General features: G+C 32.8%; 17 protein-coding genes. 8 read left to right on the top strand and 9 right to left on the bottom strand.

Annotated features, from left to right (window positions below; translation table 11 throughout):
* Positions 1–333 precede the first annotated feature (333 nt).
* Positions 334–1509 (bottom strand): MobA/MobL family protein, encoded by a 1176-nt coding sequence (locus HYI04_RS15980; RefSeq protein ID WP_178896376.1) that lies wholly within the window; start codon positions 1507–1509, stop codon positions 334–336.
* A gap of 304 nt (positions 1510–1813) precedes the next feature.
* Between HYI04_RS15980 and HYI04_RS15975 the strand changes: the two genes are divergently transcribed.
* Positions 1814–2590 carry a hypothetical protein gene (locus tag HYI04_RS15975; protein WP_120371420.1) on the top strand — a complete coding sequence of 259 codons (777 nt, stop codon included), beginning with the start codon at positions 1814–1816 and terminating at the stop codon, positions 2588–2590.
* Between the two features lie 225 nt (positions 2591–2815).
* On the top strand, positions 2816–4015 hold the full coding sequence (locus HYI04_RS15970; protein ID WP_178896375.1) for a hypothetical protein: 1200 nt from the start codon (positions 2816–2818) through the stop codon (positions 4013–4015).
* A gap of 72 nt (positions 4016–4087) precedes the next feature.
* On the opposite strand, the gene HYI04_RS15965 is transcribed toward HYI04_RS15970, so the two are convergent.
* On the bottom strand, positions 4088–4330 hold the full coding sequence (locus tag HYI04_RS15965; RefSeq protein WP_001015364.1) for a hypothetical protein: 243 nt from the start codon (positions 4328–4330) through the stop codon (positions 4088–4090).
* A 148-nt stretch (positions 4331–4478) separates the two neighbouring features.
* Here HYI04_RS15965 and HYI04_RS15960 point away from each other — a divergent pair, with 148 nt between their 5' ends.
* From HYI04_RS15960 to HYI04_RS15950, 3 genes are all read left to right on the top strand, one after another.
* A complete protein-coding gene (locus tag HYI04_RS15960; protein WP_005401979.1) occupies positions 4479–4703 on the top strand; it encodes a hypothetical protein in 225 nt (74 codons plus the stop codon).
* A gap of 152 nt (positions 4704–4855) precedes the next feature.
* Positions 4856–6259, top strand: coding sequence for an AAA family ATPase (locus tag HYI04_RS15955; protein WP_161417596.1), 1404 nt, complete (start codon positions 4856–4858; stop codon positions 6257–6259).
* A gap of 11 nt (positions 6260–6270) precedes the next feature.
* The gene (locus tag HYI04_RS15950; RefSeq protein WP_161417595.1) at positions 6271–7164 is read left to right on the top strand and encodes an RloB family protein; all 894 of its coding nucleotides are present in this window, start codon (positions 6271–6273) and stop codon (positions 7162–7164) included.
* A 65-nt stretch (positions 7165–7229) separates the two neighbouring features.
* Here HYI04_RS15950 and HYI04_RS15945 read toward each other — a convergent pair whose 3' ends face one another.
* Both HYI04_RS15945 and HYI04_RS15940 read right to left on the bottom strand, forming a co-directional pair.
* Entirely contained in the window at positions 7230–7544 is a 315-nt protein-coding gene (locus HYI04_RS15945) for a BrnA antitoxin family protein (protein ID WP_005098515.1), read from the bottom strand.
* Positions 7531–7818, bottom strand: a complete 288-nt coding sequence (locus HYI04_RS15940) for a BrnT family toxin (RefSeq protein WP_178896374.1) — start codon at positions 7816–7818, stop codon at positions 7531–7533. The genes HYI04_RS15945 and HYI04_RS15940 overlap by 14 nt, the downstream gene beginning before the upstream one ends.
* Positions 7819–8320: 502 nt before the next feature.
* Between HYI04_RS15940 and HYI04_RS15935 the strand changes: the two genes are divergently transcribed.
* The 3 genes from HYI04_RS15935 to HYI04_RS15925 all read left to right on the top strand — a co-directional run bounded on the left by HYI04_RS15935 (position 8321) and on the right by HYI04_RS15925 (position 9564).
* Positions 8321–8629: a hypothetical protein gene (locus tag HYI04_RS15935; RefSeq protein WP_005249304.1), complete on the top strand. Its 309-nt coding sequence runs from the start codon at positions 8321–8323 to the stop codon at positions 8627–8629.
* A 143-nt stretch (positions 8630–8772) separates the two neighbouring features.
* Positions 8773–9162: a CopG family antitoxin gene (locus HYI04_RS15930; protein WP_005249306.1), complete on the top strand. Its 390-nt coding sequence runs from the start codon at positions 8773–8775 to the stop codon at positions 9160–9162.
* 54 nt (positions 9163–9216) lie between these two features.
* Positions 9217–9564 carry a hypothetical protein gene (locus tag HYI04_RS15925; RefSeq protein ID WP_058870607.1) on the top strand — a complete coding sequence of 116 codons (348 nt, stop codon included), beginning with the start codon at positions 9217–9219 and terminating at the stop codon, positions 9562–9564.
* Positions 9565–9743: 179 nt separating this feature from the next.
* Here HYI04_RS15925 and HYI04_RS15920 read toward each other — a convergent pair whose 3' ends face one another.
* The 5 genes from HYI04_RS15920 to repM form a co-directional block, all read right to left on the bottom strand.
* Complete coding sequence (locus tag HYI04_RS15920) at positions 9744–10007, bottom strand: hypothetical protein (protein ID WP_178896373.1); 264 nt, start codon at positions 10005–10007, stop codon at positions 9744–9746.
* 101 nt (positions 10008–10108) lie between these two features.
* Positions 10109–10897 (bottom strand): hypothetical protein, encoded by a 789-nt coding sequence (locus HYI04_RS15915; RefSeq protein ID WP_058870600.1) that lies wholly within the window; start codon positions 10895–10897, stop codon positions 10109–10111.
* A gap of 11 nt (positions 10898–10908) precedes the next feature.
* Positions 10909–11481, bottom strand: coding sequence for a hypothetical protein (locus HYI04_RS15910; protein ID WP_005249315.1), 573 nt, complete (start codon positions 11479–11481; stop codon positions 10909–10911).
* 329 nt (positions 11482–11810) lie between these two features.
* Complete coding sequence (locus tag HYI04_RS15905) at positions 11811–12368, bottom strand: plasmid replication DNA-binding protein (protein WP_178896372.1); 558 nt, start codon at positions 12366–12368, stop codon at positions 11811–11813.
* A gap of 76 nt (positions 12369–12444) precedes the next feature.
* Positions 12445–13332, bottom strand: coding sequence for a replication initiation protein RepM (gene repM, locus HYI04_RS15900; RefSeq protein WP_120371411.1), 888 nt, complete (start codon positions 13330–13332; stop codon positions 12445–12447).
* Positions 13333–13450: the final 118 nt, after the last annotated feature.

Raw genomic sequence — 13450 nt, 5'->3', positions numbered from 1 at the left:
AAAAATTGCCCTTGGTTTTCGCTACGCTCAAACTCTATTGAATCTCGCTTTCGCTCGATTCGTGGGGCAATTTTTTGGATCATCCAGTTGTGACTTTAAGAAAAAGCAAAGCAACTCGGAATTCGCTACGCTCATAAAGCTTTTTTACTCGCTTCGCTCGGTCTAGAAGCATTTTCAAGCAGTTCGCGCCCTTCGGGACGCTCTAATCTGACCGTAATTAATGGATAGGAAGCTTGTAATCAAGGAAAAACCAGCCGAAATTTTGATGTATTCAGTTCGCTCGTAGACACTCGCTCTTTACATACCTATGAGGTATAGAGGAAGGCCTTAATTTTAAGGACCACCAAAATCATAATCATTATTTTTTGGTTTTGGTTGTGTCGATGGTCTAATAGTTTCAGATACTTTGTTCTCTTGAATAACCGGCTTCGCTTCCATCTGTGGTTTTAAGCCTATTAATGGCTTGAAATCAACTTGTGGATCTGGGTAACAAAGTGAGTTTTGAAGCTGGTTATCCATTCGGCTCAGGTTCCAGTGCTCATCCTGAAGTTTTGGCTTTTGTGTTTTAATAATTTCGTTAAAGTCTTGTTCGAGTTCTTTTTTGTTTTTGGCCTTTTTGGCTAAATGGTTAAGGTAATACATGACTTCGAGTGAGTTATAGGGCTCATTCAAGCATGAATAGAAAGGTTCATGTTTTAGTACCTGCTGCTTTTGTTCCATTTCTCGCTCGTTGGCATTGTGCTGCCGAATTTTCTGGATCTCAACCAGGTATTCCACAGTTTCATTCTGTTTTCCAGCACCTAATTTGGGTTCCGGGAGATACAAGGTGCCGTGGATCTCATTGTATTTCTCATAGTTGTCGGCTGATACTTGGTTCTTGATGGTGATATCTTGGCCGTTGATCTGGTAGGTCACAGTAGGGCAGTGCTCGGCCAAAGCATCATTGAGGTGATTTTCCCAGGCTTTGCGGATGTGCAGTAAGAATGTGGAATAGTCTGCGTGGCCATCCTGCAGCTGGATTTTTTTGGCGCCGCCTTTAGCCGGATCTTGAGGATTGTAGCGTTTGAAGTATTGTTCGGCTGTGCGTTCAATGCCGTCATCAGCTTTGAGGGAGAACATGAGGTGGCAATGGGGCTGTTCTTCGCCACTGAGACGCGATTTAACGTTGTGTATGGCGTATGAATGCGGATATTGCTGTGGAGCTATATGTTTGTCTAAAAACGTCTCTATGAGCGTTTTACGCTGGTCTGGCGTGAATTCGTTGGGGAGGGCAATTTCATACTCCATATAGACTTTGGCATTCGCTCGCTCATAAGTATCAGCGGCTTGCCAAAACTCAATCGGATCTTTCACCCAGGACGGCATGCATTTGCCAAGTTCAACGGATTCTAAAAGTTCATCACTTTTTTTGCGGACGTTTTCGTATTGCATCAATCGGGCAATGTAGAGGTAATGGCCCATGGCATAACCTTTATTTTTGCTTTTAACACTGAAATGGTAGCTGGCCATGTTTACATTCTCTGCGGATTTTCATTTTTATGTAGTGAAACGGAATTAAAAATGTCCTGATTTTGGAATGCCTCAATGGCTGGAAAAATCAGGTTGAAGGGGGTCAAGGGGGAATCGCCCCATTGCGTACTAGTTTCTCTGATCAAGAGAAACTGTCAAGTGCGAATTATTTAAATAAAAAATAAAAATTCTTTTCAAGAAATTTTATTTTTTATTTAAATAATTCTTTTCAGACTGCCCGATTCAAATATGGTAAAACCATGTTTGAATCGGTAGCAGTTCTGAAAATTTGGCGGTAGTTGATATGACTCAGGAAAAAGCAAAAAAGCGTGGTAGACCTTCTCAACTTTTACAAATGGCAGAGTTACATGCTTTCGTTGAGTTTCTATTAGAGAAGGATCCTCGCTCGGAACTTCAAAATCAGGTCATTGATGCACTACAAGCTGAAGATTTTAATTTTGAAATGTTGTCTGAAGCTCAGCAGATTTTGGTGAAAGAAGCGCTAAAACCATATCGGGAACATTTGAAGCTTCAGTTGTTGTTTGATGAGCTTTCTCAAAATTTTCATCACACAGAGTATGAAGAGAAATTCCTAGAGCTGTACCAACGTTATCAGAAGGAAGATCTAGATCCTGCTGAAGTGAATATTCTGAAAATGATGTGTACGCGTTATCTGAATTTTAAAGCACAAAAGCTTGAATATAGTGACTTAGAGCTGTATTTGAGTCAGATTCAGAAGAAGGATGCTGGAAAAAAGCGTAAAGCTGAAAATCAACGTAAGTTTGAAGTTGGTGGCGGTGTTTTAGGTATTTATAAAGTAAACAATGATGAAAGTTTAGATCCTGAAAAATTGTTACGCAGAATTAGAACTGATAGACGTTTTTCAGGGAAGTTTCGGCAATCCAAACTTTATACGAATGTGTGGGCTCTGGATCTAACATTAACAGAAAAACATGAGCTAGTTTTTGAGGTTCTCCATCAGCTGACAGCATATAGCTTTAAAGGACAAACTTTAACGCTTCTCGATTTAGCGATTATAGATGCTCAAAAAAAGATAAAAAGTAGGTCTGAAAAAGAATGAATTTTTTGACTGTCCGCTTTTTAGTGGACTTTTCTATTTTGGCAATTGTAAATTTATGCGAAATTTATTATTTTAAAAATAAGGTCGCCTACCGTACTTGCGCATGAGTAGAAAAGGGATAAAAAAATTATAGGTTTAATTTTTAAAGCTATATCCAAAATTTAATTTTCTTAAGTATCAACTCGTTTGGTTCTTAGCATTTAAACATGCGCTGCTAGAAGTCTTATGACACCAAGGATTCTTTGTATAAAGAGTTTAGAGTTGAAAGTAGAGAAAATTATGTCTATTCAAGAATTCGCATTTCAACTATCTAATAAAATTCTGGATCAGCATTCAGTAAAGATTAGCCGTTCACATATCTATGAATTGATTGCTTTAGATCAAGACTATAAGACTTATAGCTCTTTTGTTGCTCAAAATCTATTACTTGAAGCTCAATATGATGATTCTGAAGAGTATTATCAGCACGAATTGGTTGATGCTCTAACTCTAGAAATATTGGAAAATCCGCCTGAAACAGATTATCTAAATTATAGTGAAGATGATCTTCATTGGGATGATTATGAAGGTAATGTTCTATTGGAGCAGATTAGAAAAATTATTATAAGACTTAAGGTTTTACTTAAGTTAGATGCCTTAGAAGAGTTTTATTTGTCGATTTCTAAAACAGTCTATCGAGAACTTTTATGGCTTAATTTAGAAGTTATTAACTTCAATGCTGTAAGAGAGGAATTAAGTTATATCAATTTTGAAAATGGTAAGGTGGATGACCTAGAACTTGGAGGTAATTATTTCGAGTTTTCAAAAATTGGGGCTATTTTTGAGAAGATTTTATCTTATGCGCAAGATCGTGAGAATGCTGATGCTTATGCTCTACTCGGGGCCTACTATCGTTATTTAGCAAATCAGATAGCCCCTTATGGTCGACATGGCTCAAATTTTGGAAGTCGTTGGGACAATAATAAACAAAAATATATCAATTCTGATGAGACTAAGAAAAATAAAGAAAAGTATGAAGAATACATAAAGCAAGCGGAACACTTTGAATCTTATATTAAAAAATCACCTATAAATCTTCATGAAATTAATTTGGATGCAGACAAGGAAACAGTTTACAACCAGATTCTGTACTTGTGTAATCGAGGTGATACGAGTGCTATTGAATACTTCCTGTATGAAGAAATTTTCAAAAATCATGGAGAAGCATGGTTATACATCTACTTAGCTCAAATGTGTGGAGTTGATTTCACGCAGGATGATTTTAGAGCCTACAATGCTTATACAGGTGAGGATTATGATGACTATGGACCTATGGAAATCGCAGGTCGTGAGGCAATTCAATATGCTATAGATTTATCAGAACTAGATGTTGATAAAGATAATTTAGCTAGGAAGATTGCTGCAGAGTTATTTGAGAAAATTTAATTCATAGTCTTATAAAAAAGAGAATTTGAAATCTGTATTTGACTCATAAAATACAGATTTCATTATCATCGTTTAACATCCTGGGATAAGTTGTAGAAAGGCTTCTCTAACTTCAGAAAATTCGGCTTGAGGGTGATCTTGTAAAAAATATTCGATCCAAATGAATGTTGCCTCATGGCCGTCATAGGAAGGATTTACATCCAGATAAAAAGCCAATCGTGCTGTTATACAAAGTTCAAGATCGTTAATTAATGCCAATCCAATCTTTTTTGCTTGAGAAGAAATAAGAAGCTTGGGCTGTACGAAATGGTTCATAAAAACAAGTCCTATCAAAAGAGTAAAATTGCTTGATAAGATTATTTAAACACATAAATAATGTGTTAATAACATTATTTATGTGTTTAAATGTAAATAAATGATCTGTGCTATACTTTTTCATCAAAACAATTCTGCTTTTAAAACTATGCCTTACGAAGAATTTCAAAGACTTATAGGTAAGTCTGGCCTTTCTATTAAAGAATTTGCAGCGCTTTTAGATATGAACGCAAATTCAATTACCAACTATAAAAAGAACGGTAAAGTGCCCACTACGATTGCAGTAATTGCAGTCGTAATTTCAGATATGAAGGATGATGGTCTGGACTTTTATCCAATTTTTGAGAAAGTTCGAGCTTATCGTGGTCAATAGAGTATTTGATGTGAATCCAATTAAAGATTTAATTGGGTGCTAACAGCTGCATTTCGTAGATGAGATTTTATGTTAAATAGGTGATTTGGTCACTTTTAGATTAAAAAAAATTGCTTTTTATATAGAATAGTTTAGATTCTTACCTATTATAAGTGAAAAAATCACATACAGATATGTTAGCTAATTTTCGAGTCCTAAATTTTCTTTCTTTTGCCGAGTTGAATACTTTATCTTTAGTAAAAGGAAAAACTAGACAGCATCCTAATCATGTCTACACTACGCCAGCTTTAGATCTTCTAAAATTCTCTACTATCTATGGTGCGAACGGTGCTGGAAAATCTAATATTATCAAAGCAATTAAATTTTCAAAGCAGTGTATTACTGAAAATGAATTAAATATTGTTCATAAAAAATCTTATTGTAGAACTAATATTATCAATAAAGATTTAGAATCCAGTTTTGAATATGAAATTATTATTAATAAAGTAATTTATTCCTATGGTTTTTCTATTTTGTTATCCAAAGGAGAACTGAAAAAAGAATGGATGTATGAAATTAAAGGAGAAGAAGAATTTCCTTTATTCACGATGGAATATGAAACTAAAAAATTAGAAATTGATATTGATAATTTAACTAATAGTGCTAGAGATAGAGCTAGGCTGCTTACTTATGTAGAAGATTTTAAAGAGTTAAAAAAACATGATGAAAGTTTATTCCTACATTTCTTGAATGATACGAAAAGTGATTTTTCTAAAGATAGTAAAGCATTTATTTTTAATAAAGTATTCTTCTGGTTTGAGAGAAAACTTGAAGTTATATCTCCTACGCAAGCGGCAGATCGTAGCCTAACTTATTTAGAAGAAAGTGATGAATCTATTGAAAATTTTTTAAAAGATTTTGGTACAGGAATTACAGGTATACATGTAGAAGATATTCAACTCGATGAAATATACAAAGTTGAAGATCCAAAATTTATTGATTTCGTAAAAGAGGATGTGGATGAAAAACTTCAATATCTTCAAGATAATATACAGAAAATTGAAAAAATAGATAAAAATATTAGAGAATTCTCAGCAATGATGCGAACTGAGAATAACTTATATTCTATAAAAGTTAACATTGATGGTGATATTAACTTTAGAGTTATTAAGTTTTGCCATTATATGGATGGTGAATATTATACTTTAGGTGAGGAATCTGACGGTACTGTAAGATTGCTGGAACTTTACGATATTATTAAAAATAAAAATGAAAAAATATTCGTTGTTGATGAGCTAGATCGCAGTTTACATCCAAATCTTACATTTAATTTTGTTAAAAAATATCTTTCAATAGAGAACAAATCACAGCTGATTGTTTCTACTCATGAAGATCGAATTTTAGATTTGAATATTATGAGACGAGATGAAATCTGGTTTGTAGAAAAAAATGATATTGGAGAAAGTAAAATATACTCATTAGAAGAGTTTAAAACTCGGTTTGATAAGGACATTATGACAGCATATTTAGATGGTCGTTATGGTAGTATTCCTAAGTTCAAGTTTTTTAATAATTAAATGAGAAAACTGTGGGATTTAGACTTACAAATAAAGCTCCTAGCCAAGCTAGGGATGTAGAAGAGCCGAAAGCGCCGAAACCTAAACTATTTTTTGTTGTGGAAGGGGCTGAAACTGAAGGGCTTTATATCCGTGAATTTAAGAATGCATTTGTTGATAAAATTTTAGGTGAAATAGTTTTTCTAGATAGGGAAGATGGTACAAAGTCTCATCAGCTAATTGTAGTTAAATCGATTGATACATATTTTAAATTAACTACTAATTTAAATGAGGACGTGATCCACCAAATAGGTGTTATCAAAGAAGAAATTCTTACAGAAACAGAATCGACATTAGAAGGACTTCAAGAAAAGCTTAATCTTATACATCAATTGATTGGTGATGAAAATTATCAAATTTTATTTGGTAACTTAGCATTGGTTAAAGATAAGCCATTAGAAATGTTAAATGCCATAGTAGAATTAAAAGGATTTGAGCATGGAATTGATAAAATTCTAATAATTATTGATAGGGATAAGCAAAGCTTTAAAGAGTATCAGTATGATGAAGTCTTAGAAATTTCTGAAAAGAATGGGTACAGCCTTGGCATATCAAATCCTTGTTTTGAAATTTTCCTTTTATTACATTTGAATGATATCAATCATTTAGATAGAGATTTGGCTTTTGAGAATAAAAGAATTAGACCAAAATCAAGAGTAAAGTATATGCCTCATGCTTTGGATAATGAGTTGAAAAAAGTTTCTAAAAGATATACTAGCAAAAGTAATTATGACGCAAAGTATATTGTCTCTAAATTTGAAGATTTACCAAAAAATATTATTGATTCACAAATATCGACAGATCCTAAGGAACTCAAAGATAATATTGGAACATCAATTTATGAAATTATTAAACCTTATCTTTAATATTTTCTAAAATTAACATAATACACCTTATGCGAAGTCAAAAATGGGAGCTTAAGCTCCCATTTTTACTGATGATTTTTTAATTCTTTGAGCATAGCATCCCGCAAAATTTCATTCATTCGTGTTTGATAGCCTTTGCCTTGAGCTTTAAACCATGCAAGTACGTCAGCATCTAAACGAATAGATGTTTGTTGCTTTACTGGACGATAGAATTGATTGTGGCGTACAGCATTACTCCAGTCGGTAATTTCAGGCATATCTGAGAGATCTAGCTGATCGTCAGGAACCGTTCCCTTAGCAAGCAAGCGTTGAATTTCAGCATCTTGCTTGTCGCTGAATTTTTCATTCAGTTCTTTGCGTGAGTATCTAACCATGCTCATATCTATCTCGCTCCGCTTTGGTGACTTGCCTTGCACTAATGATTCGTATGATTTCACAGTCATCTTCATCAAAGATGGTGTGAGCTACTAAGAGCATTAGTACGCCTTTTACTTTTCCAATGGTTTGCCAACGTTCTTCACCATCGGTATGTCTGTCTTGGATTGAGATCCTTAATGGATCATCAAAAACAAGGCTTGCTGTTTCGAAAGAGACATCGTGCTTTTTCTGATTCTTTCGATTCTTTGCCTCATCCCATTCGAAATACTGTCCCATAAAAAACATTCAAATTTGTATATACAATAATGTATCACAAAATTGTATCACTCAAGCTGAAAAGCGTAATTTTTAGTCAGATTTATTGGCAAGAACTATCAAAACTGTTCATAAAAAAGCCGACTTGTTTCCAAGTCGGTTTTTTAGGTTTTGCGTCCCAATTTTTTATAGCATAACTTTTTGAAATATAAAACTATTTTTATATGCATTTCGTATAAGCTCTATTATGTTAAATGGGTGGATATTTAGTGGAAAATTCAGATTTCGAATAAGAGATTTTATGTTAAGTCAAAAAATATTTTTAAAAAAAGTTGAACAGCAGAGAAAAAGAACGTATATATATTTTGTATATACAATATTTTATATTTTTTGCTGTAAATGACTAATTTACAGCCAATAATTCCCGGTGTTTAATTGACTATTTAACTAAAAAAGTAGATATTGATATACATATTGTATATACAAAATGTATATATATTCTCTTTGAGGAGTGTTAGTATAAATGTCCGGTGAAAATGATGACCCATTCTTAATTTCAGCTCGTGTGCGACAAAAGTTAGCAGACAAGCACAATGTAGTACCCGCAGAAGTAGAGCAATGCTTTCTTAACTTTAATGGTAGCCAGTTTTTAGAAGATGAACGTGAAGAACATCGAACTGATCCTTCAACAAAATGGTTCATTAGTGAAACGGATTCGGGGCGGTTATTGAAAATATGTTTTATGTTTTATGAAGATAGACAAAAATTTGCAATTAAATCAGCCTTTGAGCCTAATAAGGCCGAAATTGAAATGTTCTTCAAAGCTAAATAACTTAAAAGACACTCTAAAAAGTGATGTTGCACACTTTTTAGAGTGTCTTAGAAACTGAACAAAAAACTCTTCAGTTTTATCCATTCCAGAAGCACTTTTACAAGTGCCGTGTAGCTAACACGATTAAATAGTTAGGTAGATATATGAAAAATAAAGATCAAGTTCAAGTAATAGAGTCTCTTGAGCTAGATGATGCAAATCTATGGGAAAGTAGAGAATTGGGAGCAGATCCTAATTTTTCAAAATCTTCCCCCGTTCCTGCAAATTTTCATGAAATTTTAAATAAATCTAGCAATATGCAGATGATCTCTATTCGTTTGCCGAAGGATTTAATTACCGATCTAAAAGAGATTGGCTCAGCTCAAAAATTAGGATATCAAGCATTAATGCGTGAAGTTCTTAAAAGATTTGTGGATGCTGAAAAAAAAGTAATGTATCGAGAACTCATGAAAGCTAATGAAGAGCTTGAAAACAAGTTGCATGAGGCAGAACAGCTTTTGAAACAGCATCGAAAAAACCATAAAACGGCTTAAGTTAGAAGAAGAACTTTAGCCTTAATTTAAAAAATTAAATTTAGGAGGAAACATATGGAAAATAGTAGTTCAAAAGATAAATCAACAGTATATGGCGCTATTGGTTTAGCTGTTTTTTTAATATTTTTTGGAATTTCTTATCTAATTCCAAATTTCCTTCCAGAAGGATCTATGTTTATTGTAGCTGGTAGTTTGATCCTTTTAGTAAATTTGGTTAAGTCATTAAAAGATCTTGATTGGGATGGATTAGAAATATTATTCGGTATAGCTTTTTTAATTTCAGGGTTAAATAAAGTACTTAAATTAGAAATAAGTTTTGTACCCGTTATCATTATTATATTAGCTATATTTTATTTGTTTAAAAATATTAAAAAGCTAAAAGATGGACAAATATTTAGTTAGATATAGTTGTCATCTTCTTAAATAAAAACCCCGATAGAATGTCGGGGTTTTTATTTTAAACGTCTTAATCCAAATGGACTGAAAAAATAAGATTTTGAAAGAGTCAATATAGTTAAAAATGTTGAGACAACTAACATTTCATAAATGTTATTTTCTTTATAACTAATTTTAGCTAAAAGTTAAAGGCTATAAATAACAATACCATAAGCAATAAAAGCAACAATATAGTTTATATTTTCATATAAAAATTTGGTACTTGAAGAGCGAACTTGATTTTTAGATAAGCTAATTTTTTTATAGTTATAAGCTAAGATACAGCTTGCAGCGAAAAAAATTAAAAGTGCATTTAACAAATTTTTAGCTCCAGAGATAAAAATAATATCATTAAGAACAAAAATAAGTTTTTGGAGAAAATAATTATTTATGATTGTGATACTGCTCATTGAAAATATTATTTGTCATCAAAAAATTAGGGATTTGTATAAGAGATTTTATGTTAAATAAAAAAGACACCAGATAGATGGTGTCTCAGATTATTAATTATTTATTGTGGATATAACTTATAACCCTCAACATTCTTACTTAATTGTTTAGTTCTAAAGTTAATTGCACCATTTTGACTTGATGGCCACTTGCCTCGTAAAATATCATCAATAAGAATTAAATTTGTTCCACCAGACAGTTTACTAGCTGTCCAAACACATCTTCCAAATGCTTTTACATGTTTTTTTGCTACTTTTCTTACCATAGCAGGACCACATGCCATTCCAATTCCTATATCAAGTGGCGGTAAATTGTATCTACTCTTTATCTCTGAATTTACGATAGTTCTAACCATTTCCATACAACCAATTGATGCATAATAAGAGTTATATAAATCATCATCGTTTAAATAAGGGAAAAAACCTAAAACACCATCACCTAAATATTCTGTAACCGAACCGCTGAAATGATCAATTACTACTTCCAAACTTGGTAAAAGTGCTGAAGTTTCATAAAAAACCCTTTGAATACCATTAACTCTAGCATCAACTAAATTTGTACTTAAGCGTTGTGTGGACTTCCTGATATCACAAACTAATGCAATAAAATCACTGATTTTTGCCTTATCTACCAAATCATGTCCTGGAATGTTTGAAGGTATTGCACTATCAAGTATCACTAAACTTTCATTTCTATTTTCCAAAGAGGCCGATTTTTCGACAAGCTTTTGTCCTGCTTCTGTATATTCCCACTCATTTTCCGCTTCATCTAAACTATAACGACAAACAGTTGTTACTTTGTTTTGTAGTTGGATATATTCTAGTTGGGTTAAACCTAATAAATGATTCAATTCTTTTCTCTCTATTTCACAATAATCACTGCTAACCAAATTACAAAACTTATCACCACCCAAAATACTGTAGTAAAAAGAGCTTTTTGTAATCTCTTAATCTTTAAGTCTCTAATAGAAATTAACTTCATACGTTCAAATAGCAATTCATCTTTAATATTTTCACTAGTCAAAGAATCCACATAATTTTTTTCTTGGACAAATTTGGTAGAAGTTTTTGGAATATGTAAAATATTAAGTGCTGACCAAAAACCTAATTTGGAGAATAGATATCCACCAAAGAAAAAACCTTTAGGATGATTTTGATAACCATCAAAATCAATCGAATCTTTTGGATTATTTAAAGGAAAAACTGAAAATACTAAAAGTAAAAGACCAATTGTCCATAACATAAAATCAAATATGATTAATAGTAGCCAAAAATCATGATGCTTAATTAAAGTATGTAATCCAGCTGTGATTTTATCCATTTGACTCAATGGCAGACACAGAAAAACAAGAAAAAATCCAGCTTTAACGTCAATAGCACGAACAGTGAGTTGCGTATCAATAATACTTTCTCGAAGTAGTTCTTCTTGATTCATCCTCCCCCCCAATTATAATTTAATAAAAGCTATATATTTGTTCTTTAAAATAAATTTCAAGCACTTAAATAAGAATAATTTATAAAAATAGAGCCTAAAAAATAACTTACAGGATTAAGTTAAAAAATTATATAAATGTAGTTTTTCTACAATTAACATAATACACCTTATACGAAATGCGTTATAATTATCTATAGAAATCAATGCTGTAGTTACATGATTTTAGCCCACATACCCTCTGGTGGGCTTTTTTTATGATTTTTCACGTTCCACGCCTATTATTTGATCAATGTTTCACAACTTTGTTCATATCAGTTAAACAATCGTGGTTAATCATAGGGTCTAAAAAAACGGCTCCAAAAGCCTCTTTTTTCCGGTTCCTGTTCAATGTGCTCGGGTACTGGAATCCGCTTATTTTCCGTTTGTTCCGGAGTAGTCAATCCGTCATGTTTCAGCTCAGGTTCTGACCGAGGATCCGTTGCTATATCTTGGCTAGGTTTCTGATCGGTAAACGTAGTCATATTAGTCTTTGGAGCTTCTAATAGACGTTGCATTGCCTCAATTTGTTCGTCCTTAACATGTAACTGATCATTCTTAGCTTTTAATTCATCTCGTTGAAATTTCTCACGGTCATGAGCCTGTTCTAGCTGTTTTTGAAGCATGTGAACCTGTTGTTCAAGTAGGTGAACTTCTGACAACTTTCGTGTTTCGGTTGTCTGTGAACTGTTTACATGCTTAGATGGTTCACCAAAGACCCGAATAGCTTCAGAAAGATCAATTTTACCATCGCTATTCTTACTTAAATTACCTTTATTTATTTGTTTATAAACGGCTTGACGAGTCATTCCATAGAGGTTTGACAGCTCAATAACAGATAGTGATTTCATGTTGTAATTTAGGTTGTCTATTATGTGAACTAAGATACATTAAGGAACAGTCAACCGCTACATACACAATCAAACTTCACCCTTTAAAACCTAAGTTCCTTAGATGAGGAATAAATTGCTTTTGTTGTATTGGATCTCTAAGCATTTCTTTTATTCTTGATGCCAGTACATCATAGCTTTCTCCTTGAGCCGCTAAATGAGATAACTCATGTAAGCGAGAAAGCTGATTGCCAAACATATTGATTTGAGCATCTGTTAGTTTATAAACCTTATCTTGTTCGTTCTGTTGATTGATGCTTTTTGATTTTTCTTTAAATGAAAAAAGAATATGGGTAACTTTACGACCAGTTTTTTTCTGCTCATAGGAAACGCTTAATGGGCTGCATTCATTTATTTGGTCTACAGCAGTATCAATTACCCGTTTTTTGAAATCTGCAAATAGAGGGTATTTTTTGCCAAGCTCCAACATCCTTCGTAAGCTCTCAACAGAGATTTCACGCTTACCTATTTGTCTGTATTGCACCAATAACTCATAAATACGAATACCATATCCACTATTGATCCCTGCAATATCTGATAGAGCATACTTAGTAAATTCTCTACTTAAATTAGATATGAAGGGCAAGATAGGTTTTGAAAAACGAATACCAATGATACTTTGACTATCCAAAAACTGGATCTCTTGTACCCACCTCATTTTTATAGATTTATCATCAATACTAAGATTAATAGATCTTTCATAAAGTCTATTAATTCCTTCTTTTAAGTCTCTGTATGCGGTTTTTTCATGTACTCCTAATAACTGTAGTTCATTAACGCTTACAGGGTATAACTCATCATCAGTAATAGGCTGGCTTTTCGGAATACGTGAAATAGCTGCTAAGACGATACGCTGTTCTACGGCACTTAATTGATAGGAAGCTTCTATAACTTGATTTGATTTAACAATTTGATTCTTATCCAAAATAAAACCATTGATTTTCTTTTATATATGACAACTATATACTTGTCATAGTTGGTAGTCAATCCGTCATAATTGAGTAGTCAATCCGTCATAGTTAGTAGTCAATCCGTCATAGTTA

The sequence above is a fragment of the Acinetobacter sp. SwsAc2 genome, assembly GCF_013391465.1.
In the GTDB taxonomy this organism is placed as follows: Bacteria; Pseudomonadota; Gammaproteobacteria; order Pseudomonadales; family Moraxellaceae; genus Acinetobacter; species Acinetobacter johnsonii.
The sequence above is the reverse complement of the archived record's forward strand: the minus strand, read 5'-3'. Positions and strand labels throughout refer to the sequence as shown.

Excerpts from the sequence above, each read along its gene's own strand:
- HYI04_RS15980 (WP_178896376.1), bottom strand. The coding sequence starts at position 1,509 with ATGGCCAGCTACCATTTCAGTGTTAAAAGCAAAAATAAAGGTTATGCC.
- HYI04_RS15975 (WP_120371420.1), top strand. The coding sequence starts at position 1,814 with ATGACTCAGGAAAAAGCAAAAAAGCGTGGTAGACCTTCTCAACTTTTA.
- HYI04_RS15970 (WP_178896375.1), top strand. The coding sequence starts at position 2,816 with ATGACACCAAGGATTCTTTGTATAAAGAGTTTAGAGTTGAAAGTAGAG.
- HYI04_RS15965 (WP_001015364.1), bottom strand. The coding sequence starts at position 4,330 with ATGAACCATTTCGTACAGCCCAAGCTTCTTATTTCTTCTCAAGCAAAA.
- HYI04_RS15960 (WP_005401979.1), top strand. The coding sequence starts at position 4,479 with ATGCCTTACGAAGAATTTCAAAGACTTATAGGTAAGTCTGGCCTTTCT.
- HYI04_RS15945 (WP_005098515.1), bottom strand. The coding sequence starts at position 7,544 with ATGAGCATGGTTAGATACTCACGCAAAGAACTGAATGAAAAATTCAGC.
- HYI04_RS15940 (WP_178896374.1), bottom strand. The coding sequence starts at position 7,818 with ATGGGACAGTATTTCGAATGGGATGAGGCAAAGAATCGAAAGAATCAG.
- HYI04_RS15935 (WP_005249304.1), top strand. The coding sequence starts at position 8,321 with ATGTCCGGTGAAAATGATGACCCATTCTTAATTTCAGCTCGTGTGCGA.
- HYI04_RS15930 (WP_005249306.1), top strand. The coding sequence starts at position 8,773 with ATGAAAAATAAAGATCAAGTTCAAGTAATAGAGTCTCTTGAGCTAGAT.
- HYI04_RS15925 (WP_058870607.1), top strand. The coding sequence starts at position 9,217 with ATGGAAAATAGTAGTTCAAAAGATAAATCAACAGTATATGGCGCTATT.
- HYI04_RS15920 (WP_178896373.1), bottom strand. The coding sequence starts at position 10,007 with ATGAGCAGTATCACAATCATAAATAATTATTTTCTCCAAAAACTTATT.
- HYI04_RS15910 (WP_005249315.1), bottom strand. The coding sequence starts at position 11,481 with ATGAATCAAGAAGAACTACTTCGAGAAAGTATTATTGATACGCAACTC.
- HYI04_RS15905 (WP_178896372.1), bottom strand. The coding sequence starts at position 12,368 with ATGAAATCACTATCTGTTATTGAGCTGTCAAACCTCTATGGAATGACT.